Origin of the sequence: Brevibacterium spongiae (genome assembly GCF_026168515.1) — a bacterium.
Lineage (GTDB): Bacteria > Actinomycetota > Actinomycetes > Actinomycetales > Brevibacteriaceae > Brevibacterium > Brevibacterium spongiae.
Genome location: NZ_CP093443.1, coordinates 2,003,202 through 2,026,835, shown reverse-complemented (window position 1 = coordinate 2,026,835; position 23,634 = coordinate 2,003,202). Strand labels below are relative to the sequence as shown.

Below are 23,634 nucleotides of genomic sequence, written 5' to 3'. Positions count from 1 at the left end.
TATGCATCTCGTGTTCGGAAGCAAAAAATCGCGCGCGGAGGACGAATCCTCTGCCCCTCAGCCAGCCCATGATGACCACTCCGCAGAAGCCGACGCCCGGCGCGTTGCGGAGGAGAAGAAGGGACGGCCCACGCCCAAGCGCAGCCAACAGGAGTCTGCGCGCCGTCAGCCCTTGGTGAATAAGGATCGCAAAGTTGCGAACAAGAAGGCCAAGGAACAGCAGCGGCAGGAGCGTGATCGCGCGCGCATCGGCATGATGAACGGTGAGGAGAAGTACCTCACCCGCCGCGACAGGGGTCCGCAGCGCCGCTACATCCGCGACTACGTCGATGCCCGGTTCTCGATCGGGGAGATCTTCATCCCTGCCGCGATCCTCATCCTCGTCATCGCCTTCACTCAGCCGGTGCAGATCCAGCAGTACTTCACCTATGCCGTATGGGGGCTCATCGCCCTCATCATCCTCGACGGATTCGTGCTCAACTACATCCTGAAGAACCGGCTGCGCAACAAGTTCGGCGAGGTCGAACGCGGGATCACGTTCTATGCGATTATGCGCAGCATCCAGCTGCGTCCGCTGCGCATGCCCAAACCACAGGTCAAGCGCCGCCAGTACCCCGAGTGAGCAGTCGGCTCGACTCGAGGCCGCGGATGACGCGGCCGGGGAAGAACGGACCGGAGTAGATCATCTCCGAATAGACCTGAACCAGATCGGCGCCCGCGGCCACTCGTGCCCGGGCGTCTTTCGCGTCCGCGACTCCCCCGACGGAGATGACGGTGAGCTCCTTGCCCACATGCTTCTTCACCAGTCGCAGCACCTCAAGCGACCGGTCGGCCACGGGGCGACCGGAGATGCCCCCGGCCTCGGCCTCGGCGAACGCGGCCTCTCGGCCCTCGAGCACGGACCGGTTGATCGTCGTGTTCGTCGTGATGAGCCCGTCGACACCGGAGCGCAGCGCGAGATCGCAGATCTCGACGACGTCATCGTCGGCGAGGTCGGGGGCGATCTTCACCAGCAGGGGCACATGACCGAGCGTGGAGCGCGGATTCTCCACCACCTCGGCGGCGGTGTCGCGGACTGCGGTGATGATCGGCTCCAAACTGCCCACCGATTGCAGATCCCGCAGACCCGGCGTGTTCGGCGAGCTCACGTTGATGACGAGGTAGTCGGCGAGCGGTGCGAGCACCCGGGTCGACGCCGCATAATCGGAGACCGCGTCGGCCGCCTCGACGATCTTCGTCTTGCCGATGTTGATCCCGACGATCGGGCGCAGGCGGGCCGGCAGTGCGTCGATCTTCTTCCGCTCGGAGGCGATGTTGAACGATGCCTGCCTGGAACCGTCGTTGTTGAAGCCCATGCGGTTGAGCAGCGCGAGGTTCTCCCGCAGCCGGAACAGGCGCGGTCGGTCATTGCCGGGCTGCGCGTGTGCGGTGATCGTGCCGACCTCGATATGCCCGAAGCCCAGCATGGACAGGGCGCGGACTCCGACGCCGTTCTTGTCGAAGCCGGCGGCCAGGCCCACCCGGTTGGGAAACGGCAGACCGAGCACATCTGCGGACCGAACGGTTCCGCGTCCGCAGATGAAGCGCAGCACGCGCCCGAGCAGGGGCACGGAATCGAGTGCCCGCAGTGCGGTGAACGAGAGGTGATGGGCCCGTTCGGCATCCATCGGTGCGAAGAGGAGTCTGAAGATCAATGAGTACACGACCCCAGAATATGTCACAGTCGACCGCCCTTTCCGCATCCCGCCTTGATTGGCATTAGGATCGAATCAACGTTCAAAGACGACTGAAAGGGAACTCATGGCTGGTGCATCCACCACAAGCAGCTATTCCACGACCTCACCGCTGAAGGCCACCGCCTCCGTGCTGGTGTTGGGCACAGCGGATTCGGCGGTCCTCGGACTCGACGGAGCGAAAACCGCGCGAACTGCGCTCGACGAAGCTGCGCAGGCCATCGGGTTCACCGGAAAGGCCGGATCCACCGCCCGAGTTCCCGCACCGAAGGGCGTTGCCGCGGGCTCCGTCCTGCTCGTCGGCCTCGGAGACTTCGATGCCTCCGCCGAGGATGTCGCCGCCACTCAGGAGGCGCTGCGTCGTGCCGCAGGCGCCGCCCTGCGCACACTCGACGGCGTCGCCTCGATCGCGCTGGCGCTGCCGACTGCCACCCCCGCCGAAGTCGAAGCCGTCACCGTGGGTGCCGGGCTCGGCGCCTACAGGTTCCTCGAATACCGCAGCGAGGGCGCGACACCGGGCGAGATCACGGTGATCGGGCCCAAGGGCAAGACCTTCGCCGCCGCCCACGCGGCCGGTGCCGTGATCGCGGCCGCGACGAACCGTGCCCGCGACCTCGTCAACACTCCTCCCCTGGACCTCTACCCCGAGTCCTATGCCGAAATCGTGAAGACCCAGGCCAAGGAGCGCAAGCTCAAGGTCACCGTCTTGGGTGACAAGGAGCTCAAGGCCGGCGGCTACGGCGGGATCATCGGAGTGGGACAGGGTTCGACCCGGGGCCCACGGCTCGTCAAGGTCGAATACGCCCCGAGGGGCGCGAAGCGTCATCTCAGCTTCGTCGGCAAGGGCATCACCTTCGATTCCGGCGGCATCTCGCTCAAGCCCGCGAAGAGCATGGAGGACATGAAGTCCGATATGGCCGGTTCGGCCGCTGTCGTGCAGGCGCTGTTCGGCATCGCCGACCTCGGACTGCCCGTGCGGGTGACCGCCTGGCTGCCGTTAGCAGAGAACATGCCCGGCTCCTCGGCACAGCGTCCCAGCGATGTGCTCACGATGCGCAGCGGCAAGAAGGTCGAGGTCACGAACACCGATGCCGAGGGCCGACTCGTCCTCGCCGATGCTCTCACCGACGCCGATGCCGAAAAACCCGATCTGCTCATCGATGTCGCCACTCTCACCGGCGCACAGATCGTCGCCCTCGGCGAACGGACCTCGGGTGTCATGGGATCCGAACCTGCCCGGAACGAAGTCACCGCTGCTGCGGCGGCCGCCGGCGAGAACATGTGGGCGATGCCGATCCCGGAGGAGATGCTCGCAGGCTTCGACTCCACCGCGGCTGATCTCACGAACTCCGGGCCCCGGCCCGGCGGGATGCTCGCCGCGGCGGCATTCCTGCGCGAATTCGTCGGTGAGGACACCGCGTGGGCGCACATCGACATCGCCGGACCCAGCTTCAACGGGTCCGCACCCTTCGGCTACACCCCGAAGGCGGCAACCGGTGCTGCCGTGCGCACGCTCATCGAAATCGCGAAGGGCTGAGCAAGGGGGCGGAACGACGAAGTTCTACACGCTGTCGACGGGAACGTGATCATCCCCACCTGTGTCCAATCAGACAGCGTTTCCTTTCGCCACAGGCGAGAAAAGTGGAAAGATAAGACAGAAAGCTGCTTAGCGCAGTCTTATTCACAGCTACGAGGAGTAATCCGTGAGTGATTCATTGACCTACGACCTTGTCGTCCTGGGCGGCGGAACCGGCGGTTACGCCGCTGCTCTGCGAGCCGCAGAACTCGACATGAAGGTCGCTCTGATCGAACGCGACAAGGTTGGCGGCACATGCCTCCACCGTGGCTGCGTGCCGACGAAGGCTCTTCTGCATGCAGCAGAGGTCGCCGACTCGGCTAAGGACTCCGCAGCATTCGGCGTCGAAGCCGAGTTCAAGGGCATCGACATGAGCAAGGTGCTCGAGTACAAGGACGGGGTCATCACCCGCAACTACAAGGGACTGCAGGGCCTGGTCAAGGCCCGCGGCATCGACACCTACTTCGGCACCGGCAAGCTCGTCGGCAAGGACACCGTCGAAGTCTCGGGCGAAGACGGCAACCACACCGTCAAGGGCACGAACGTCCTGCTCTCGACCGGTTCGACCTCGAAGACCATCGGACTCGAGATCACCGACCGCGTGATCACGAGCACCGAGGCGCTGCAGCTGGACAAGGTGCCGAACTCGGCCATCGTGCTCGGCGGCGGCGTCATCGGCGTCGAGTTCGCCAGCGTCTGGAAGTCCTTCGGAGCCGACGTCACGATCGTCGAAGGACTCAAGCACCTCGTCGCGAACGAGGACGAGACGATCTCGAAGAACCTCGAACGCGCCTTCAAGAAGCGCAAGATCGGCTTCAAGCTCGGTGTCATGTTCAAGGGAGTCGAAGAGACCGCTGACGGCGTCAAGGTCACCCTCGAAGACGGATCTACTCTCGAAGCCGAGTACCTCCTCGTGGCAGTGGGCCGCGGCCCGGTCACCGAAGGCTTCGGATTCGAAGAGCAGGGCATCCCGATGGATCGCGGATTCGTCCTCGCCAACGAGCGTCTCCACACCGGCGTCGGCAACATCTACGCCTGCGGCGACATCGTTCCGGGCCTGCAGCTGGCACACCGTGCCTTCGGCCAGGGAATCTTCATCGCCGAGGAGATCGCCGGTCTGAAGCCGGTGCCCGTGCTCGAATCGGGCATCCCCCGCGTCACCTACTGCGAGCCGGAGATCTTCTCCGTCGGACTCTCCTCGGCTCAGGCCGAAGAGAAGTACGGCAAGGATCAGGTCGAATCGCTCGAATACAACCTCGGCGGCAACGGCAAGTCCGTCATCCTCGGCACCACGGGACTCATCAAGGTCATCCGCGAGAAGGACGGCCCGGTCGTCGGTGTCCACGGCATCGGCGCACGCTTGTCCGAGCAGGCCGGCGAAGCTCAGCTCATCGTCAACTGGGAGGCTTTCCCCGAGGAAGTCGCGCAGCTCATCCACGCGCACCCCACGCAGAACGAAGCCATCGGCGAAGCCCACCTGGCCCTGGCCGGCAAACCCCTGCACTTCCACTCATAAGATCCGAGGAGAGAAAAACTCATGTCGAATTCCGTTCAGATGCCGGCTCTCGGAGAGTCGGTCACAGAGGGCACGGTCACCCGTTGGCTCAAGTCCGTCGGCGACGAAGTCGAAGTAGACGAGCCCTTGCTCGAGGTGTCGACCGATAAGGTCGACACAGAGATCCCCAGCCCGTACGCGGGCACGCTGGAGAAGATCCTCGCCGACGAAGACGATGTCGTCGAGGTCGGTGGAGATCTCGCCTACATCGGTGACGGCAGCGGATCGTCCGACGACGATTCCGCACCGGAGGCCGAGGAGGCTTCGTCCGATGACGAGCCTGCCGAAGAAGCTTCGGGCGAAGACTCGGCACCTGCCGAAGAGTCGGCGCCGGCTGCAGAGGAAACCGCTCCGCAGGAAGAGGCCGAAGAGTCTGCTCCCGCTGCGTCGTCCTCAGGCTCGGCAGACTCCGGTGAAGGCACCGAGATCACGATGCCTGCTCTCGGCGAATCCGTCACCGAAGGCACAGTGACCCGCTGGCTCAAGGAAGTCGGCGAAGAAGTCGAGGTCGACGAGCCGCTGCTCGAGGTCTCCACCGACAAGGTCGACACCGAGGTGCCCTCCCCCGTCGCCGGAACCGTCCAGGCACACCTGGCCGAAGAGGACGAGACCGTCGAGGTCGGCGCACCCCTGGCTCGCGTCGGCACCGGAGCACCCGCCAAGGACGATGCCCCCGCCGATGAAGCACCGAAGGACGAGGCTCCCGCCAAGGAGGAAGCTCCCGCCGAGGAGGCACCGAAGCAGGAAGAACCTGCTCAGGAGGCTCCCAAGCAGGAAGCGCCCAAGCAGGAAGCGCCGAAGGAGGAGGCCGCTCCCAAGCCGGCTCAGACATCCTCCGCTCAGGCCGCTTCGGCCGCGCAGGCAGAGGAACCCGTCGAGGCCGCCGCTCAGGCACCGGCCGCAGCCGACACCGTCGGCGAGAACGCCGCCTACGTCACTCCGCTCGTGCGCCGTCTCGCGCGTGAGAAGGGTGTGGATCTCTCGCAGGTCACAGGCACCGGCGTCGGCGGTCGCATCCGCAAGCAGGACGTCGAGACCGCTGCGAAGAACGGACCTGCCGCGGCACCCGCCGCAGCTGCCGCACCCAGCGGTGCGCCGAAGGCTCCGTTCAAGGTCGAGATCCCCGAAGAGGTCGCGAAGCTGCGCGGCACCACGGAGAAGGCCTCGCGGATCCGGCAGACCATCGCAAAGCGCATGAGCGAGTCCCTCGATGTCTCTGCTCAGCTCACGCAGGTCATCGAAGTCGATATGTCTCAGGTCGTCAAGCTGCGCAAGGCGAACAAGGAAGCCTTCCAGTCCAAGCACGGCTCGAAGCTCACCTACCTGCCGTTCTTCGCCAAGGCCATCGTCGAGGCACTCCAGGTGCACCCGAAGGTGAACGCCCAGTACGATCTCGAGTCGCAGCAGATCACCTACTTCGATCACGAGCATCTGGCAGTCGCCGTGGACACTCCACGCGGTCTGCTGGTCCCGGTGATCAAGGACGCGGGTGACCTCAGCGTCGCAGGCCTCGCCAAGGCCATCGACGATGTCGCTGACCGGACGCGCAACAACAAGATCATGCCGGACGAGCTCTCGGGCGGCACCTTCACGGTGACGAACATCGGTTCGGTCGGTGCGCTGTTCGATACGCCGATCATCAACCAGCCGCAGATGGGCATCCTCGGCACGGGTGCCATCGTCCGTCGCCCCATCGCCGTGAAGACGGCCGATGGCGACGAGTCGATCGCCATCCGCGACATGGTGTACCTGCCGTTGACCTACAACCACCAGCTGGTCGACGGTGCGGATGCGGGACGCTTCCTGCAGACCATCAAGGCACGTCTGGAAGAGGGCAACTTCGAGGCCGATCTCGACCTCTGAGTCTTCCTCTCCATGACGTAGCCGAGGGGCCGACCATTCCTGGTCGGCCCCTCGGGCCATTCACGACAGGTTCGTCCTTGCCACTCACGACGAGCTCGCCCGCTCTGTGACCTGCTCGACGCGCCATGCCTCGCCGAGGCGCTTGAGCACGAATTCGACCGACTGCGCCCCGAAGTCCTCGGCACTGGCACCGGTGCCGGCGCTCGAGTGCATGGTCGCCGAGGCGACGATCCGGTTCTCCCCGACTTCCACGACATTCACGGCGTCGACCTCAATGGAATATTCCGAGCCGGCATACACAGCATGGTCGATGAGCTCATCTGCGGCGGCCGCAGCGGACCCGGGCACGGTGAGTTCACTCAAGGCTGCCGCGTCGCCGTCACTGAGCGCCTGGGCGCGGTCGGCGCAGAGCCGAGTGAGCACATCGGCCACATCTTCGGCGCTCACCTGAGCCGCATCGTTGGCCTCCTCATCAGGGCTCGCCTCTTTTTCAGGGCCCGGTTCCCTTTCAGGACCCGGTTCCGCCTCGGGGTCCTGAGTTGTGTGAGGGCTCTGTTCGTTCTGAGACCCCACCACCTCCGTCGGCTGAGCGGAATCGGCGGCCGTCCACGATCGCCAGACGACGAACCCACCGACCACGGTGAGGCAGAGGGCCGCCGCGACGAACCAGCGACTCCGGAAGGACGGCTTGAGGCGATGCGGCCGGGCCTCGAACAGTCCGAGCACCCACCGACGGATTGCGGGCATCGCCCGTCTCGGGCGTGACCCTGACCTCCTTCGCTGAGACCGTCTGCTCGCCGCGCGCAGAGCAGTCGCCGGCGAACCCTGGTGCGGTGGCGTCGGGCCTGCAGGCTCCGAGTCCGGTTCGGCACCTGTCGCCGCCGTGCCGTGCCCCGCCCCGAGCGTCGTCCTGCCGACTGCCGCGAGACGGACCTCGGCGGGCAGGCTCGCCTCCGGACGATACCCGGCGGGGACCCCGTCAGCAGTGCCGACCAGTGCCTCGGTGCGCTGCTCCCGCACCCGCCCCAGGGGATGGTCGGATGCGGCTCGCAGACGCGCCGTCAACGCCGTTTCGGGGGCGAGATCACGATCCGCCGGGACCAGCGGCAGCGGAACCGGAACGGCGAGTGCCCGCATCGCTTCGGCCACCTCGGTGAGTGCCGCACTCAGCCCCGAGTCGGCGGAGGAATCTGCCAGCAGGTCGGCGACGACGGCCCGCAGGGTCTGTGACGAATCAGACAGGGCGAGATTGACCGGGAGCAGGCATTCGGCCCAGGGGCGCCCGACTGCGGCGTGATAGAGCATCTCCCCCACGGCCCGGCGCGGTGAGGTGACCAAGGCTGTCGTGATACCGGGGATGAGCGTGGGCCTGCCCACCGAATCGAGTCCGAACGCCCGCAGGCTCAGGCGCTCTTCGGGACGTGAACAGTCTCCGAGTTCGGAGACGACGCCGAGGAACAGGGTGCACAGCTCCGGCTCGGTCAGTCCCTGATAGGCACGCACCACGTCGAGAACGAGGCCGCCGGGCAGAGCACGCACGAGCAGCAGAGTCCGTCGCCCGGTGGGCAGATCCACCTCGGCGGTGCCCAGGCTCTCAGGGCTGCCGGCATCGACGTCGCCGTTGTCGATTCCCCACGCGCTCTCGCCCGCGGGTCCGATGACGGTGCAGACGTCGTCGGAGATCATCGCCTGAAACTCCCATGTCATGTTTCGTCATCTCCATTGATGCAAGTTGAAGTCGTTTGTTGATGTTTAATGGTGCGCGCGTGACGGGCGTGTTGTCAAGGGTCACATTTTCGAAGAGCCCTTCTCGAACGTCAGCGCCCAGATTGAACCCGCGGTGCAAGAGTCATAGTGTGGAGCCATGCCCCTGGCCACAGAAACGCTCGGGTTCGCTCCGGTCCTCTCGGACTATCAGCAGACCTGGGACATGCAGAAGAGATATCACGAAGAGGTGCTCGCCGGAGACAGGGAGTCGACGGTCCTGTACCTCGAACACTCCCCGGTCTACACCGCCGGAAAGCGCACCGAGGCGGCCGACCTCCCGGCCGATGGCACCGAAGTCATCGACGTCGATCGCGGAGGAAAGATCACCTGGCACGGTCCGGGTCAGCTCGTCGCCTACTTCATCTACCGCCTCAACGACCCCAAGGACGTCCGTCTCTTCGTGTCTCAGCTCGAAGACGCGATGATCACGCTGCTCGCCGAATACGGGCTTGAAGCCACGACCGTCGACGGGCGCGCCGGGGTCTGGCTGCTCGGCGACGGAATCCGCCGCGATCGCAAAGTCGGTGCCATCGGCATCCGCATCCACGAAGGCGTGACGATGCACGGCTTGGCGCTCAACTGCAGCAACGATCTCGGCGCGTATGAGAACATCATCGCCTGCGGGATCACGGACGCCGACACGACTTCCATCAGCGCAGAGATCGGACGGACGGTGACGCCGGAGGACACGGCGGGCCGCCTCGACGAGATTCTGCAAGAAACCATCACTGCCTAGGAGAACTCCGATGACGATTGCACCAGAAGGCCGCCGCATGCTGCGAGTCGAGGCACGCAACTCCGAGACGCCGATCGAGGACAAGCCCGCCTGGATCAAGGCCAAGGCCCACATCGGACCCGAGTACACCTCGCTCAAGTCGCTCGTGCGCAAGCAGGACCTGCACACAGTGTGCGAGGAAGCCGGCTGCCCGAACATCTTCGAATGCTGGGAGGACCGCGAGGCGACCTTCCTCATCGGCGGCGAACAGTGCACCCGGCGCTGCGACTTCTGTCAGATCGACACCGGCAAACCGGCGGAATTCGACGCGGACGAGCCTCGCCGTGTGGCCGCCTCGGTGGCGGAGATGGGATTGCGCTATTCCACGATCACCGGCGTCGCCCGCGACGACCTCGAGGACGGCGGCGCCTGGCTGTATGCCGAGACGGTGCGCCAGATCCACGATCTCGAATACGTCGACGGTCGCGGCACCGGAGTCGAGCTGCTCATTCCGGACTTCAATGCGAAGCCCGATCAGCTCGCCGAGGTCTTCTCCTCCCGCCCCGAGGTGCTCGCCCACAACGTCGAGACGGTCCCGCGCATCTTCAAGCGCATCCGGCCCGCATTCCGATACGAGCGCTCGCTGTCCGTGATCACTCAGGCCCGGGAGGCCGGACTGGTCACGAAGTCGAACCTCATCCTCGGGATGGGCGAGACGAACGATGAGATCATCTCCGCACTCCAGGACCTCCACGACGCCGGATGCGATCTCATCACGATCACCCAGTACCTGCGCCCCTCCCCCAGGCACCATCCCGTGACCCGGTGGGTCAAGCCGGCCGACTTCGTGATGCTCCGCGATGCCGCCGAGGAGATCGGGTTCCTCGGTGTCATGTCGGGTCCGCTCGTGCGTTCGTCCTACCGTGCCGGTCGCCTCTGGGCGACTGCGATGCGCAGGCGCGGGGAGCAGATCCCCTCTCACCTGCAGCACCTGGACAAGCACACCCCAGCGAAGCAGGAAGCTCAGGCCGTCGTGGATACCTTCGGTCCCGGCGAAGAGGTAGACTTGACTGCTGAGCAATGAAGGCGTTCGCCACCACGTGGCATCGCCGCGACGCCCCGCTAGAGCAAGTGAGAGAATGAGCGAAGAACCCCGCAAGGGACTTTTCCGGCGCAAGCCGAAGGATCCGAACAAGAAACCTGGTCGTCTGGCCCAGATGCGGCAGGTCTATGAGCTGTCCGCCAAGCACAATAAGGCGACTCCGTGGCTCCTGGCTGCGGCGGTGCTCGGCCTCACGCTCATCGGGCTCCTCGTGGGCCTGCTCATCGGCGGAACCACTGCGATCTTCACGACGATCCTCGGTTTCATGCTCGGTCTGCTGTTGGGCATGTTCATGCTCGGACGGTTCGCCGAGACCGCGGCGTTCGCGCAGATGGACGGGCAGCCGGGTGCTTTCGGTGCCGTTCTCAATACTGCTCGTCGCGGTTACCTCATGGATGAGAAGCCGATCGCCGCCGACCCGAAGAGCCGTGACCTCGTCTTCCGCTCGACCGGTCGTTCCGGTGTCGTGCTGCTCAGCGAGGGGCCCAAGGGACGCAGTGCGAAGCTGCTGGCCAAGGAGAAGAAGCGCCACGAGCGCATTCTGCCCAACGTTCCCGTCCACACCTTTCAGGGCGGGAAGGAAGAGGGCCAGCTGACGATGAAGCAGGTCGTTCCGACAGTGCAGAAGCTGCCGCGCAAACTCAATCGTGCCGAGGTGCTGGCCGTGCGCAATCGTCTGGCGGCGCTGGGCACGCAGGGCACGCGTCCCCCGATTCCCAAGGGCATCGACCCGAACAAGGCCCGTCCGAACCACAAGGCCATGCGCGGACGCTGATCTGAGACGAGACGGCGGCAACGCCGTCCCGATCGCACGATCGCACTCTGTCGCACACTGAAGCGGCGCCGACTCACTGAGAGTCGGCGCCGCTTCCACATCCCCCAGTTGCTACCTGACGGGTCCCCAGCAACCTGGCGCCAGGTTGCTGGGGACCCGTCAGGTAGTAAGAGGGGTGGGTCAGCGGCGGAGGATCACTGTGCCAGCTGCGAGGTCGTGCAGTCCGCGGTTGTCACGATTGAAAATGAGGGCAGGCACGACGAGGACGACGAGCACAGCCCGGATGAGTGACTTGAGGAGCCCGGGCACGTGTCCGGAGAGTCTGCGCACTTCGATGCCGAAGATGCGATGGCCGACCGAATACCCGAGCGTGCCGACGAGCAGGAAGTTCTCCAGGGCGAAGAAGGCCGGTGCCAGAATCGGGTTCGTCGGGTCGATGGCATTGGCGATCGCCAGGCACATCAGCCAGTCGACGATGAGTGCGAGGATCCGCTTCCACGCAGGTGCCAGAGAATGCGAGCCGGAGACAGGCAGACCGAGCCGCTTGCCGGGCCAGTCGTCTTCTTCCCTGTCGAACCGGGGTCCTTCGAGCCAGGAACCGAGGTCGTCACGATTGATCACCCTCCCAGCCTACGAAATCCGGCCTGAGTGAATCCTCAGGAAACATGCCCGAAACATGAGCGTCATCACTACTTCATTCTGGGGCGACTAGGATTGAGCGTGGTCACGACAAACGGCCACCGTACTCGAACTAGGAGACCTAAGTGTTCTCGTCTGCTGAAGAACTCGTCAACTACATTTCGGACAACGACGTCAAATTCGTCGATGTCCGTTTCTGCGACCTGCCCGGTGTGGTCCAGCATTTCAACCTCCCCGCTGCCTCCTACGGCACGGAGGAGATCACCGAAGGTCTGCTCTTCGACGGGTCCTCCATCACGGGCTTCCAGGGCATCCACGAATCCGATATGAAGCTGCTCGCCGATGTCACCTCCGCGTACATCGATCCGTTCCGTGAGGCCAAGACCCTCGTCGTCACCCACTCGATCGTCGACCCTTTCACGGATGAGCCCTACTCCCGGGACCCGCGCCAGGTGGCGGCGAAGGCCGAGGCCTACCTCGAATCGACCGGCATCGCCGATACCGTCTTCTTCGGCGCCGAGGCGGAGTTCTACCTCTTCGACTCCATCCGCTACGAGAACACTCCGGGCAGCAGCTTCTACAAGATCGGCTCCCAGGAGGCCGCTTGGGACACGGGCACCGACGAGCCCGGCGGCAACCAGGGCTACAAGACTCCGTTCAAGGGCGGCTACTTCCCTGTCTCCCCGCAGGATCAGTACGCCGACATCCGCGACAAGATGTCGCTGACACTTGAGCAGATCGGCTTCGAGATGGAGCGGGCCCACCACGAGGTCGGCACCGCCGGTCAGCAGGAGATCAACTACAAGTTCAAGACTCTCCAGCATGCCGGTGATCAGCTGCTCGATTTCAAGTACGTGATCAAGAACACCGCGTTCGAGCTCGGGAAGTCAGCGACCTTCATGCCCAAGCCGCTGTTCGACGACAACGGATCCGGCATGCACTGCCACCAGTCGCTGTGGAAGAACGGTGAGCCCCTCTTCTACGACGAGAACGGGTACGGCGGACTGTCCGACCTCGCCCGCTGGTACATCGGCGGACTCATCGAGCATGCCGGTGCCGTGCTGGCGTTCACGAACCCGACGATCAACTCCTACCGGCGGCTCGTCCCCGGCTACGAAGCACCGGTCAACCTCGTGTACTCGGCACGCAACCGCTCGGCTGCGATCCGGATTCCGGTCACCGGCTCCTCCCCGAAGGCCAAGCGCCTCGAGTTCCGCGTGCCCGACCCCTCGTCGAACCCCTATCTCGCGTTCTCCGCGCAGCTCATGGCCGGCATCGACGGCATCCGCAACCGCATCGAGCCGCCGGAGCCCATCGACAAGGACCTCTACGAGCTGCCCCCGGAGGAAGCCAAGGACATCAAGCTCGTGCCGGGCACGCTCGACGAGGCGCTCATCGAACTCGAGAAGGATCACGACTTCCTCACCGCAGGAGACGTGTTCACCCCCGATCTCATCGAAACCTGGATCCGGATCAAGCGTGAGAACGAACTCGATGTCGCACGCCTGCGTCCGACTCCGACCGAGTTCGAGCTCTACTACGCACTCTGATCCCGGCGCGCACTGCGCCAGAGGGGAATAGAGTGAGGGCGTCACGGGTTTTCACCCGTGGCGCCTTTTCGCATCTTCGTCCCGTCTCCTGCGGGCCGGAACACTGACTATTGGAGGGTTCGACCTTGACGCACTACGATCTGCTGCTCATCGGCACCGGTTCGGGGAACATGTTCCTCGACAAGCGGTTCAAGGGACTGAAGACGGCCATCGCCGAAGAATGGCATTTCGGGGGCACCTGCCTCAATGTCGGCTGCATCCCGACGAAGATGTTCGTCTACCCTGCGACGCTGGCAGAACAGGCCGCGCAGGCCGACCGCTACAACCTCTCCCCCACACACCCGCAGATCGATTGGGCAGGCCTCCAGGACCGCATCTTCTCCCGCATCGACGCCATCGAATCCGGGGGCCGCGACTACCGCAGCAGCGATCGACAGCCGAATATCACCGTTGTGACCGAACACGTTCACTTCACGGGTCAGAAGAGCGTGCGCACTGCCTCGGGCGAGGAGATCACCGCTGATCGCATCGTCATCGCCGCCGGTGCCCACCCTGTCGTGCCCTCCATCGAGGGACTCGACGCCGCACGCGTCGACGAAGCGGACTATCCGGTGTTCACCTCGAACACTGTGATGCGGCGCTCGGGCCAACCGCGGCGCCTGGTCATCATCGGCTCCGGCATCATCGCCATGGAGTTCGCCCACGTCTTCTCCGCCCTCGGCACCGAGGTCACCGTGCTTGCCCGCGGTGCCCGACTGCTGGGCAGCATCGACGCCGAGGCGGCCGATGAGTTCACCCGCATCTTCGACTCCTCCCATTCCGTCCTCCACGGTGCCCAGGCCAAGCACATCGACGTCGCCGACGGCGAGGTCACGCTCGGCCTCGAGCCCAGCGGTCGCCTCGGCGAGGTGGATCTGCCGGAGACGATCACCGCTGACGGAGTCCTCATCGCGACCGGCCGCGTCCCGAACACCGCCGAACTCGATGTCGCCGCCGCCGGGTTCGATGTCACCGACGGACAGCGGCTGGCAGTCGATCGCCATCAGCGCGTGCTGTCGGCGGGCGCGCCGGTGCCCGGTGTCTTCGCGCTCGGCGACATCTGCTCACCCCACCAGCTCAAGCATGTGGCCAATCATGAGGCGAAGATCGTCGGACGCAACCTCGACGCCGATGTCGCTGCAGGTCAGCCTGGAGCCGCCCGCGAGGATGACCTCGCCGCAGTCAATCACCACGCCGTGCCAGGAGCAGTCTTCTCCTCCCCTCAGGTCGCTTACCTCGGGATGAGCGAACAGGAGGCGAAGGGCGCCGGCCACGACATCACCGTCAAGGTCCAGCAGTTCTCGGATGTCGCCTACGGCTGGGCGATGGCTGATGACCCCGGCATCGTGAAGATCATCGCCGACCGTCAGAGCCGACTCATCCTCGGCGCATCCATCGTCGGGCACGAAGCCTCGATGCTCATCCAACCGCTCATTCAGGCGATGGCGTTCGGACAGACCGCCGACGAGGTGGCCACCGGGCAGTACTGGATCCACCCGGCCCTGCCCGAGGTCGTCGAGAACGCACTCCTCGGACTCGAATTCGACGACTGACCGGCGGTGCACAGCAGCCGGGCTGCGTGCAGCCGTCCGGAGCCGCTCAGAAGCCGTAGAAGCGGTGCTCCATGACGGCACGCGCATGCCGGGTCGTGCGCAGATAGTCGTCTTCGAGGTCATGGCCCTCGCCTGCGGCATAGCCGAGCAGGCGGGCCGTGGCCTCGAGCTCGGTATGGTCGCCGGGCAGCGATTCCGCGGTGCGTCCGCGAAACAGCATCACGGCCGAACGCACGTCGGTAGCCAGCTGCCATGCCGCCGCCAGCTGCTGCGCATCCTCAACGGGCAGCAGCCCGGCCTCGGTGGCGGCCTCCAGCGCCTGCAGGGTCGATGTCGTCCGCAGTCCCTCCAGCTCATGTCCGTGCTCGAGCTGGATGAGCTGAACGGTCCATTCGACATCGGAGAGACTGCCGCGACCGAGCTTGAGGTGGCGGCGTTTGTCCGCGTTGCGGGGCAGTCGTTCGTCTTCCATCCGCGCCTTGAGCGTACGCACCTGCGTCAGCGCCTTCTGCGGCATCTGAGTGGGATACCGGAGCGGGTCGATGAGCGAGAGGAAGTCCTTGATGAGATCCTCGTCCCCGGCGACAGGACGGGCACGCAACAGGGCCTGAGCCTCCCACGGCTGTGACCACTTCGCATAGTAGGCCTGGAACGACGAGAAGCTGCGCACGAGCGGACCGTTCTTGCCCTCGGGCCGCAGATCCGCATCGAGGTCCACGCCCTGAGCCCCTTCGCTGGCTTTGAGTCGTGTGGACAGCTGCAGTGCCACCTTGTTCAGGTGTTTGCTCAGTCTCCCCTTGGCCTCGGCGTCGAGGCCATCGTTCTTCGGCCGGAAGACGTACATCGCGTCCGCGTCCGAGAAGTACCCGATCTCTCGCCCGCCCCAGCGCCCCATGGCGATGACAGCGAACTCGTAGTCGGGAATCTCCGGGGCATCGAGGTCAGTGCGCACCGCTTCCAGCGCACCGCGGACGGCGAGGTCCATGAGGTCGGAGAGGTCGCCGGGAATCTCCGCCCGGTCGCCGACATCGAGAACATCGCGCAGGGCGATGCGCAGCAGCTCACGGCTGTACGTTTCCCGAATCGGCGTCACGGCAACCGCACCGTGGCGTCTGAGCAGACCGTCGACCTCGGCGGTCAGCACCTTCTGGTCACGGGCGGTGAGATTGTCGAACTTGTCCAACCACGCCACGGCGGCGGGCTGACGCAGCAGCAGTTCGGTGGCATAGCCGGACAGGGACAGCACATCGGCGACCGACTTTGCGGCCAGTCCGGAGTCTCGCAGCATCTTGAGGAACCATCCCGAGGACGCCAGCGATTCGCTCAGTCGCCTGAATGCCAGCAGTGCCCGGTCGGGTTCGACACCGTCTGAGAACCAATCGAGCAGGGCCGGCAGCACCTGCTTGATGACCATCGCCGTCCGCGACACTCCGGTTGTGAGCGCCTTGATATGCCCCAGAGATCCCTGCGGGTCGCGGTAGCCGAAGGCCTGAAGACGATCGGCTGCCGCCTGCAGACTCGAACCGCGTTTATGAGCGTCGACCACAGCCCCGTGGACTCCGACGGCCGCTTCGAGGATCGGCCGGTAGAAGATCTGCTCATGCAGACGGGTGACCTGTCTGGCGAAGTCGCGCCGGGTCTCTTCCAAGCGGGCGCCGGTGCGGGATCCGGAGCGGAAGACCGACCGGGCGAGCATCCGCAGCTTCCCATCGTCGTCAGGGATGAGGGCGTTGCGCATCATCCGCGGAATCTGGACACGGTGTTCGACGACGCGCATGAACCGGTAGGCAGTGGAGAACACGGACGCGTCCTGCTGCCCGATATATCCGTGCTCACCCAGCTCTTCGAGCGCGACCAGCGTATTCGGGGTCCGAATGTCCTCATCGGTGCGGCCGTGGACGAGTTGGAGCATCTGCGCGGAGAACTCGACATCGCGCAGACCCCCGCGGCCGAGTTTGATCTGACGAGGCGCCTCGGCGGCGGGGATGAGATCGACGACGCGACGCCGCATCGATCGGATGCCGTCGATGAAGCCCTCACGACTGGCAGCCTTCCACACCAATGGCAGCAGCGACTGTGAGAACTGGTCGCCGACTCCGACGTCACCGGCGATAGGACGGGCCTTGAGCAGAGCCTGGAACTCCCAGTTCTGCGCGATGTCGGCATAGTAGTGCTCGAATTCCGAGAGTGTCCGCACGAGTGCCCCCGCCTTGCCCTCGGGACGCAGGGCCGTGTCGACCTCCCACAGCGCCGGTTCGCCGCCGGCGTCGGAGAGAACGGCTCGGGTCCGCTGGGCCAGGTCCGTGGCGAGGCTGCGAGTGTCCTCGTCGGCCGCGGAGTCGAGGACGAAGACGACGTCGACGTCGGAGACGTAGTTGAGCTCCCTGGCGCCCGTCTTGCCCAGAGCGATGACGGCCAGGCGGACGTCGCCGCCGCCATCGGCTTCGGCACGCGCGATCGCCAGAGCGGCATCGAGCGCGGCGGCGGCCAGATCTGACAGGACCGCCATGACATGATCGACGATCTCCTCCGGCGCCTCGGCGGCGAGATCATCGGCGACGAGGCGCAGAACCGCGTCCCGGTAGGTCCGGCGCAGTGCCTTGATCCCCTCGTCCCCGGTCACCGCGGCCTGCGGGGCCGAATCTGCGGGGTCTGCGCCGACCGCCCTGAGCATGTCCTCGCGCAGGGCCACCGCCGAGGCGGCCGGTGTCGAGATCAGCAGGAAGGCATCGGGTGCCAGCAGCAGAGGCAGAGAGTCAGGGTGGCGGACCAGATGGTCGACCATCGCCTCCGAGGTGCCCATGACCGCGAGCAGACGAGCCAACAGCGGTCGGTTGAGCTCGTCTTCGGCCAAGGAGTCAGAGGTCCCTGACCGAACCGCTTTCAGCAGCGCAGCGGAGTCCTTCCCGGCGGCTTCGACGACACGGAGCAGTCCCAGGGCGGCCCCGTGCGGATCGGGGGTGGCCATGAGCAGGTCGACGAATCGCGAATCCGTGGCCAGAGGCTGACCCAGAAGCTCATCGAGTTCGTGGAGGAATCGGGCCGTCGCCTCCGGGACGCTGGTCGTGCGTGAGGTGATTCCTGCCATCGGGCTCACATCGAGGTGAAGTGTTTGGCGAGCTCGTAGGGAGTCACCTGGGCGCGGTAGTCGTTCCATTCCTGACGCTTGTTGCGCAGGAAGAAGTCGAAGACCTCTTCACCGAGGGTCTCGGCCACGAGGTCCGAGTCCTCCATGATCTCCAGGGCATGGGACAGACTGTGCGGCAGCGCTTCGATGCCCATCGCCCGGCGCTCGGTGTCCGAGAGCTGCCAGACATTGTCCTCGGCCTCCTCGGGAAGTTCATAGCCTTCCTCGACGCCTTTGAGCCCGGCGGCGAGCATGAGGGCGTAGGACAGGTACGGGTTCGCCGACGAGTCCATGGCGCGGTATTCCACTCGCGCCGACGAGGACTTTCCGGAGTTGTACTGCGGCACCCGTACGAGAGCTGAACGATTGCGATGCCCCCAGGAGATGTATGAGGGTGCTTCGTGACCCGTCCACAGTCGTTTGTACGAATTCACATGCTGGTTCGTCACCGCCGAGATCTCTGCGGCGTGGGTGAGCAGACCCGCGATGAACTGGCGGCCGGTCTTCGACAGCTGGTATTCCGCACCCGGTTCGAAGAAGGCGTTGTTCTCCCCTTCGAACAGCGACACGTGGGTGTGCATGCCGTTGCCCGGGTGCGCCGAGAGGGGCTTGGGCATGAACGACGCATAGACACCCTGGGAGATCGCGACTTCCTTGATCACCGACCGGAACGTCATCACATTGTCGGCCATGGTCAGTGCGTCCGCGTAGCGCAGGTCGATCTCATTCTGCCCGGGACCCGCCTCGTGGTGGGAGAACTCCACCGACAGTCCCATGGCTTCGAGCATTGTCACCGCTTCGCGACGGAAGTCGTTGGCGGTGCCGCCGTTGACGTGGTCGAAGTAGCCTGCGGTGTCGACGGGCATCGGCGCGGTCCCGTCGCTGATGCCGGTGACCGGGTCGAGGTTGTCGGTCTTGAACAGGTAGAACTCGATCTCAGGGTGCACATAGAAGGTGAAGCCGCGTTCGGCGGCCTTCGCCAGAGTGCGTTTGAGGACATTGCGCGGATCCGCCGGTGCCGGTTCTCCCCCGGGCACATGGATATCGCAGAACATGCGCCCAGTGGGCTCCGTCTCCCCGCGCCAGGGCAGCAGGGAGAAGGTCGAAGGGTCGGGCTTGAGGACCATATCGGCCTCGTAGACCCGGGAGAGCCCCTCGACCGCCGAGCCGTCGAAGCCGATGCCCTCGGAGAAGGCGCCTTCGAGTTCGGCCGGCACGATGGCCACGGACTTCAGCTGCCCGAGGACATCGGTGAACCAGAGCCGGATGAATCGCACTTCACGATCCTCGACGGTCCTGAGAACGAATTCCTCCTGACGTGACATCCGATCAGCCGTTCCACTTCTCGTCGTCTTCGTCCCACTTCTGGCTGCGCTCGCGGGCTTTCTCCAGGGCGGCGCGTGCGACCTCTTCCGTCTCGTACGGGCCCATCCGGTGCGTCCAGTCGCTGACCAGACCCTTTTCGACGGTGTTCGTCTCGATATTGAAGTAGTACTTCGAATCGGGATCGTCGATATCTTCATAGAGTCCCATGGCGAGCCTTCTCTCCTCAGCGGGGTTCTGTCTTGACACTGTCAGCTTACCGTTTCGACACGCGTTGAGAGGAGCACCCCGCATTGGAAGAGGTCGTGCCCTCACACACCGGGCTGGAATCATGATTTCAGCGTCAACTGGCACCGAAATGCACTGATTCCGCATTTCGCAACACGAAAACAGGTTTAAAGGTTTGCTCCCCAAACCTTCTAAGGAATACAGTTGAATCAATGTTGACCGACGTCGAAGTCGGGCGCCTTCGCCCCAGCGGCGCACAATCATGAGAGAAGGACACACAATGCGCATTTCAGTGCCCACCGAGGTCAAGAACAACGAGTTCCGAGTCGCCATCACCGCTGCCGGCGTGCACGAGCTCGTCGCCCACGGCCACGAGGTCACCGTGCAGGCGGGAGCCGGTGAAGGCTCCTTCATCACCGATGCGGAATACCAGGAGGCCGGAGCGAAGATCGCAGCCGATGCCCCCTCCACATGGGCCGCAGGAGACCTCGTGCTCAAGGTCAAGGAACCGATCGAGCAGGAATACGGATACCTGCGCAAGGACCTCGTCCTCTTCACCTACCTGCATCTGGCCGCCGATGAGGCGCTGACCAAGGCCCTCATGGAAGCCGGCACCACGGCCATCGCCTATGAGACCGTCCAGCCCGATGGCGGCGGCCTGCCGCTGCTGGCCCCGATGAGTGAGATCGCCGGACGGCTGTCGACCCAAGTCGGAGCCCACAGCCTGCTCAAGGCCAACGGCGGTCGCGGAATCCTGCTCTCCGGAGTCCCCGGCGTCGAACGCGCAAACGTCGTCGTCATCGGTGCCGGTGTCGCCGGCACGAATGCCGCCCGGATGGCTCTCGGCCTGGGAGCGACCGTCGAGGTCATCGACATCAACATCCCGCGGCTGCGCCAGATCGATGAGACCTTCGCCGGTGCGATCGGGACGAAGGTATCGAACAAGTACGAGATCACCAAGGCCCTGGCCACGGCCGACCTCGTCATCGGCTCGGTGCTCATCCCCGGCAAGAAGGCGCCGAAGCTCGTCACCGATGAGATGGTCGCGGGGATGAAGCCGGGCTCGGTCCTCGTCGATATCGCCATCGACCAGGGAGGCTGCTTCGAGAACTCACGGCCGACGACGCACGATGATCCGACTTTCACCGTCCACAACTCGGTGTACTACTGCGTGGCGAACATGCCGGGAGCCGTGCCGAACACCGCGACCGCGGCGCTGACGAACGCGACTCTGCCGTTCGCGGTGAAGATCGCCGATCAGGGGTGGCACAAGGCGCTGTCGAGTGATGCGGCGCTGGCGCGTGGTCTCAACATCCACAACGGTCATGTCACGAACGACAACGTCGCCGAGGCGTTCGGCCTCGAAGCCGTCTCCGTGGAGCACGCACTCGCCAACTGACCCCATAATTGCTACCTGACGGGTCCCCAACAACCTGGCGCCAGGTTGCTGGGGCCCCGTCAGGTAGTGCGGGGAGGGCGGACGATGGTGGTCGACCGGAAGTGGTCCTCACACAGCTGACCGGCTTTGTGCGCGTCCCCCTCGGCGATCGCCTCGACGATTGCGGCATGGTCGGCCACGGCATGGTCGAAGAGTTCGGCCGAGAACGGGTCGTGCCGGAACCCGGCGTTGATCTTCGTATCGATGTCGATGGCCATCCGCACGAGTTCCGGGTTGTGTCCGGCCCGGGCGATCGCGAAATGGAACTGCGCATCCGCGGTCCGGGCGGCGGCCGCCTCGGCGCGCTGCGAATAGATCTGCGCCAGCTCGCGCAGCTCGGCAAGTTCCGACTCGGAGCGGCGACGGGCCGCAGTCGCGGCCAACGTATTCTGAAACACCGCGCGGGCATCGAGCAGATTGCGCCGCTCGGCATGGAATTCGTCGATCCGGCCGGCCATCGGGGCCAGCGTCTCGGGGCGGGCGTTCTTCACGAAGGTCCCTCCCCCGCGTCCACGGCGACGTTCGACGACACCGAGGCGTTCGAGGCGCAGCAGCGCGGCACGCACACTCGAGCGTGAGACCTGCAGATCGGCGGCCAAGGTCCGCTCACCCGGCAGCAGTGTGCCTTCCGGCAGAGCACCGACGGCGATGCCGGAGAGGATGTGATCGGCGATCTGCTGGGGTGCGCTCGTCAGGCTCACCACTTCGCCGAGGCCGGAGAACTCATGGCTCCCGGACGTCGTCTCCTCGCTCACTTTTCCTCCCTCTGTCCTCGTCACGCCTGTGTCGATTCTAATCGCGCCCGCAGTCCGTCCGAACCAGCGACAGGCGCGCATGAAGTGGGACAAAGTCCGGCTGCCACCATAGAATCGAAACCATCATGACTGCTCACACGCGCCTCCTCACTCCCGGCACCATCTCCCCCGAGCGGGCAGTGCCGAAGACCATCGCCCGCCCTGAGTACGTCGGACGCGCCGACGCGAACGAAGGACGCGGAAACAACTTCTACAATGCCGAAGAGATCGAGATCGTCCGGGCGGCCGGCCGGATCGCCGCCAACGCTCTGGCCGCTGTCGGGGAGATGATCGTCCCCGGGATCACGACCGATGACATCGACGCCGTCGCCCACGAATACATGTGCGATCACGGTGCGTACCCGTCGACGCTGGGCTATCGCGGTTTCCCGAAGTCCGTGTGCACCTCGGTCAACGAGGTCATCTGCCACGGCATTCCCGATTCGACCGTCATCGAGGACGGGGACATCGTCAACGTCGACATCACCGCGTACTACCAGGGCATGCACGGCGACACGAACTACACGTTCACCGCCGGCGACGTCGACGAGGAGTCGCGCCTGCTCATCGAACGCACCTACGAGGCGATGATGCGCGGCATCAAGGCCGTCAAACCGGGACGCGAGATCAACATCGTCGGACGCGTCATCGAAAAGTATGCGAAGCGCTTCGACTACGGCGTCGTCCGCGACTACAGCGGACACGGCGTCGGTCGCGAGTTCCACTCCGGACTCATCATCCCCCACTACGATGCCGCGCCAGCGCACGCGGAGACCATCGAACCGGGCATGATCTTCACGATCGAGCCGATGCTCAACCTCGGCACGATCGACTGGGATGTGTGGGACGACGCCTGGACGGTGGTGACGAGGGATCGGAAACGCTCGGCCCAGTTCGAACACACCCTCGTCGTCACCGACACCGGAACCGATATCCTCACCCTCCCCGATGCGGACACCGCCATCGCCTCCGGACCGGTGAGCCATGTCGACTGAGATGAGCACCGAGGCGGCCCATCGATTCGCTATCGGCATCGACATCGGCGGGACCGGGATCAAAGCAGCACTCGTCGACACCGTGACCGGGAAGCTGCCGTTCAAACGCATACGCACCCTCACACCGAAGCCGGGCACCCCGAGCGCGGTGGCCGAGGCGATCGCCGGGCTGCTCGACGATCTCACTCAGCGCGCCCTTGACCTCGAACTCGTCATCGATCGTGCCGATCTCGATTCGCTTCCCGTGGGCTGCGGGTTCCCCGGGGTCATCCGCGACGGCCGTGTCGACTACACAGCGAATCTCGACCAGAGCTGGGTCGGTTCGCACATCGATGAGGTCATCGGCGAACGCACGGGCAGGAAGGTGTACTTCCTCAACGATGCGGATGCTGCCGGACTGGCCGAGATGATCTTCGGGGCCGGGCGCAGCCAAGAAGACCGTGCTGCTGACCACACTGGGCACGGGCATCGGCACTGCCCTATTCACGCAGGGACGCCTCGTGCCGTATACGGAGCTCGGACATATCGAGATGAACGGGGCAGACGCGGAGACGCAGGCGGCCGAGTCGGTCAAGACCCGCCTGGGACTGTCCTACCCCGAATGGGCGGCTCGCCTGCAGCAGTACTACTCGCAGTTGGAGCTGCTGGTGGCACCGGACATCATCATCGTCGGCGGCGGCGTGTCGAAGTCACATGAGAAGTTCCTGCCGCTCATCTCCACCCGTGCGAAGCTCAAACCGGCGAAGCTGTTCAACAACGCGGGAATCGTCGGGGCGGCGATGATCGCGGTCAACGACGGACGGGCGAAGGTCAAACGCAGCAAGTCATGAGCTGGAGCCGGTCCTCATCGGCGGCGGGTCAT

19 protein-coding genes and 1 pseudogene are annotated in these 23,634 nt (G+C 64.9%); 13 read left to right on the top strand and 7 right to left on the bottom strand.

Features of this window, described 5'->3' with window-relative positions:
• The first annotated feature begins 1 nt into the window (after position 1).
• Complete coding sequence (locus tag L1F31_RS09190; protein ID WP_265420328.1) at positions 2-622, top strand: DUF3043 domain-containing protein; 621 nt, start codon at positions 2-4, stop codon at positions 620-622.
• Here the strand turns inward: L1F31_RS09190 and L1F31_RS09185 are convergent.
• Positions 597-1,703: a quinone-dependent dihydroorotate dehydrogenase gene (locus L1F31_RS09185; RefSeq protein WP_265420327.1), complete on the bottom strand. Its 1,107-nt coding sequence runs from the start codon at positions 1,701-1,703 to the stop codon at positions 597-599. The genes L1F31_RS09190 and L1F31_RS09185 overlap by 26 nt on opposite strands.
• A gap of 97 nt (positions 1,704-1,800) precedes the next feature.
• On the opposite strand from L1F31_RS09185, the gene L1F31_RS09180 reads away from it, so the two are divergent.
• The 3 genes from L1F31_RS09180 to sucB all read left to right on the top strand — a co-directional run bounded on the left by L1F31_RS09180 (position 1,801) and on the right by sucB (position 6,727).
• Positions 1,801-3,270: a leucyl aminopeptidase gene (locus L1F31_RS09180; protein WP_265420326.1), complete on the top strand. Its 1,470-nt coding sequence runs from the start codon at positions 1,801-1,803 to the stop codon at positions 3,268-3,270.
• Between the two features lie 166 nt (positions 3,271-3,436).
• Positions 3,437-4,825: a dihydrolipoyl dehydrogenase gene (gene lpdA, locus L1F31_RS09175; RefSeq protein WP_265420325.1), complete on the top strand. Its 1,389-nt coding sequence runs from the start codon at positions 3,437-3,439 to the stop codon at positions 4,823-4,825.
• Positions 4,826-4,846: 21 nt separating this feature from the next.
• Positions 4,847-6,727: a 2-oxoglutarate dehydrogenase, E2 component, dihydrolipoamide succinyltransferase gene (sucB, locus tag L1F31_RS09170; protein ID WP_265420324.1), complete on the top strand. Its 1,881-nt coding sequence runs from the start codon at positions 4,847-4,849 to the stop codon at positions 6,725-6,727.
• A gap of 84 nt (positions 6,728-6,811) precedes the next feature.
• Here the strand turns inward: sucB and L1F31_RS09165 are convergent, their stop codons facing one another.
• On the bottom strand, positions 6,812-8,434 hold the full coding sequence (locus L1F31_RS09165; RefSeq protein WP_265420323.1) for a hypothetical protein: 1,623 nt from the start codon (positions 8,432-8,434) through the stop codon (positions 6,812-6,814).
• A 157-nt stretch (positions 8,435-8,591) separates the two neighbouring features.
• Between L1F31_RS09165 and lipB the strand changes: the two genes are divergently transcribed.
• From lipB to L1F31_RS09150, 3 genes are read left to right on the top strand one after another with little or no spacing between them, the layout of a single operon-like run.
• Positions 8,592-9,230 carry a lipoyl(octanoyl) transferase LipB gene (gene lipB / locus L1F31_RS09160; protein ID WP_265420322.1) on the top strand — a complete coding sequence of 213 codons (639 nt, stop codon included), beginning with the start codon at positions 8,592-8,594 and terminating at the stop codon, positions 9,228-9,230.
• Positions 9,231-9,240: 10 nt separating this feature from the next.
• On the top strand, positions 9,241-10,293 hold the full coding sequence (lipA, locus tag L1F31_RS09155; protein ID WP_265420321.1) for a lipoyl synthase: 1,053 nt from the start codon (positions 9,241-9,243) through the stop codon (positions 10,291-10,293).
• Between the two features lie 55 nt (positions 10,294-10,348).
• Positions 10,349-11,086, top strand: coding sequence for a DUF4191 family protein (locus L1F31_RS09150; RefSeq protein WP_265420320.1), 738 nt, complete (start codon positions 10,349-10,351; stop codon positions 11,084-11,086).
• A gap of 180 nt (positions 11,087-11,266) precedes the next feature.
• On the opposite strand, the gene L1F31_RS09145 is transcribed toward L1F31_RS09150, so the two are convergent.
• On the bottom strand, positions 11,267-11,707 hold the full coding sequence (locus L1F31_RS09145) for an RDD family protein (RefSeq protein ID WP_265420319.1): 441 nt from the start codon (positions 11,705-11,707) through the stop codon (positions 11,267-11,269).
• 143 nt (positions 11,708-11,850) lie between these two features.
• On the opposite strand from L1F31_RS09145, the gene glnA (L1F31_RS09140) reads away from it, so the two are divergent.
• The gene (gene glnA / locus L1F31_RS09140; protein WP_265420318.1) at positions 11,851-13,275 is read left to right on the top strand and encodes a type I glutamate--ammonia ligase; all 1,425 of its coding nucleotides are present in this window, start codon (positions 11,851-11,853) and stop codon (positions 13,273-13,275) included.
• A 125-nt stretch (positions 13,276-13,400) separates the two neighbouring features.
• Positions 13,401-14,867 (top strand): mycothione reductase, encoded by a 1,467-nt coding sequence (locus L1F31_RS09135; RefSeq protein WP_265420317.1) that lies wholly within the window; start codon positions 13,401-13,403, stop codon positions 14,865-14,867.
• A 46-nt stretch (positions 14,868-14,913) separates the two neighbouring features.
• On the opposite strand, the gene L1F31_RS09130 is transcribed toward L1F31_RS09135, so the two are convergent.
• Genes L1F31_RS09130 through L1F31_RS09120 form a run of 3 tightly spaced genes read right to left on the bottom strand, consistent with a single transcriptional unit; the run spans position 14,914 to position 19,527 of the window.
• Positions 14,914-17,955 carry a bifunctional [glutamine synthetase] adenylyltransferase/[glutamine synthetase]-adenylyl-L-tyrosine phosphorylase gene (locus L1F31_RS09130; protein ID WP_265420316.1) on the bottom strand — a complete coding sequence of 1,014 codons (3,042 nt, stop codon included), beginning with the start codon at positions 17,953-17,955 and terminating at the stop codon, positions 14,914-14,916.
• Positions 17,956-17,960: 5 nt separating this feature from the next.
• The gene (glnA, locus tag L1F31_RS09125) at positions 17,961-19,319 is read right to left on the bottom strand and encodes a type I glutamate--ammonia ligase (RefSeq protein WP_265420315.1); all 1,359 of its coding nucleotides are present in this window, start codon (positions 19,317-19,319) and stop codon (positions 17,961-17,963) included.
• Positions 19,320-19,323: 4 nt separating this feature from the next.
• Complete coding sequence (locus tag L1F31_RS09120; protein ID WP_265420314.1) at positions 19,324-19,527, bottom strand: hypothetical protein; 204 nt, start codon at positions 19,525-19,527, stop codon at positions 19,324-19,326.
• Positions 19,528-19,825: 298 nt separating this feature from the next.
• On the opposite strand from L1F31_RS09120, the gene ald reads away from it, so the two are divergent.
• The gene (ald, locus tag L1F31_RS09115) at positions 19,826-20,944 is read left to right on the top strand and encodes an alanine dehydrogenase (protein ID WP_265420313.1); all 1,119 of its coding nucleotides are present in this window, start codon (positions 19,826-19,828) and stop codon (positions 20,942-20,944) included.
• Between the two features lie 59 nt (positions 20,945-21,003).
• Here the strand turns inward: ald and L1F31_RS09110 are convergent, their stop codons facing one another.
• On the bottom strand, positions 21,004-21,738 hold the full coding sequence (locus L1F31_RS09110; RefSeq protein ID WP_265420312.1) for a FadR/GntR family transcriptional regulator: 735 nt from the start codon (positions 21,736-21,738) through the stop codon (positions 21,004-21,006).
• A gap of 125 nt (positions 21,739-21,863) precedes the next feature.
• Between L1F31_RS09110 and map the strand changes: the two genes are divergently transcribed.
• The 3 genes and pseudogenes from map (at position 21,864) to L1F31_RS18975 (ending at position 23,602) form a co-directional block, all read left to right on the top strand.
• A complete protein-coding gene (gene map, locus L1F31_RS09105) occupies positions 21,864-22,772 on the top strand; it encodes a type I methionyl aminopeptidase (protein WP_265420311.1) in 909 nt (302 codons plus the stop codon).
• Positions 22,762-23,151 (top strand): annotated as a pseudogene (locus L1F31_RS18980) (ROK family protein); the annotation flags it as partial. The gene map and the pseudogene L1F31_RS18980, both read left to right, overlap by 11 nt.
• Positions 23,152-23,212: 61 nt before the next feature.
• Entirely contained in the window at positions 23,213-23,602 is a 390-nt protein-coding gene (locus L1F31_RS18975) for a hypothetical protein (protein WP_346732508.1), read from the top strand.
• Positions 23,603-23,634 lie beyond the last annotated feature (32 nt).

What these genes read in the sequence shown, in the direction of transcription:
- sucB (WP_265420324.1), top strand. Translation starts at nt 4,847, where the DNA reads ATGTCGAATTCCGTTCAGATGCCGGCTCTCGGAGAGTCGGTCACAGAG.
- L1F31_RS09180 (WP_265420326.1), top strand. Translation starts at nt 1,801, where the DNA reads ATGGCTGGTGCATCCACCACAAGCAGCTATTCCACGACCTCACCGCTG.
- L1F31_RS09150 (WP_265420320.1), top strand. Translation starts at nt 10,349, where the DNA reads ATGAGCGAAGAACCCCGCAAGGGACTTTTCCGGCGCAAGCCGAAGGAT.
- L1F31_RS09120 (WP_265420314.1), bottom strand. Translation starts at nt 19,527, where the DNA reads ATGGGACTCTATGAAGATATCGACGATCCCGATTCGAAGTACTACTTC.
- L1F31_RS09130 (WP_265420316.1), bottom strand. Translation starts at nt 17,955, where the DNA reads ATGGCAGGAATCACCTCACGCACGACCAGCGTCCCGGAGGCGACGGCC.
- map (WP_265420311.1), top strand. Translation starts at nt 21,864, where the DNA reads ATGACTGCTCACACGCGCCTCCTCACTCCCGGCACCATCTCCCCCGAG.
- ald (WP_265420313.1), top strand. Translation starts at nt 19,826, where the DNA reads ATGCGCATTTCAGTGCCCACCGAGGTCAAGAACAACGAGTTCCGAGTC.
- L1F31_RS09190 (WP_265420328.1), top strand. Translation starts at nt 2, where the DNA reads ATGCATCTCGTGTTCGGAAGCAAAAAATCGCGCGCGGAGGACGAATCC.
- lipB (WP_265420322.1), top strand. Translation starts at nt 8,592, where the DNA reads ATGCCCCTGGCCACAGAAACGCTCGGGTTCGCTCCGGTCCTCTCGGAC.
- glnA (WP_265420315.1), bottom strand. Translation starts at nt 19,319, where the DNA reads ATGTCACGTCAGGAGGAATTCGTTCTCAGGACCGTCGAGGATCGTGAA.
- L1F31_RS09165 (WP_265420323.1), bottom strand. Translation starts at nt 8,434, where the DNA reads ATGACATGGGAGTTTCAGGCGATGATCTCCGACGACGTCTGCACCGTC.
- lipA (WP_265420321.1), top strand. Translation starts at nt 9,241, where the DNA reads ATGACGATTGCACCAGAAGGCCGCCGCATGCTGCGAGTCGAGGCACGC.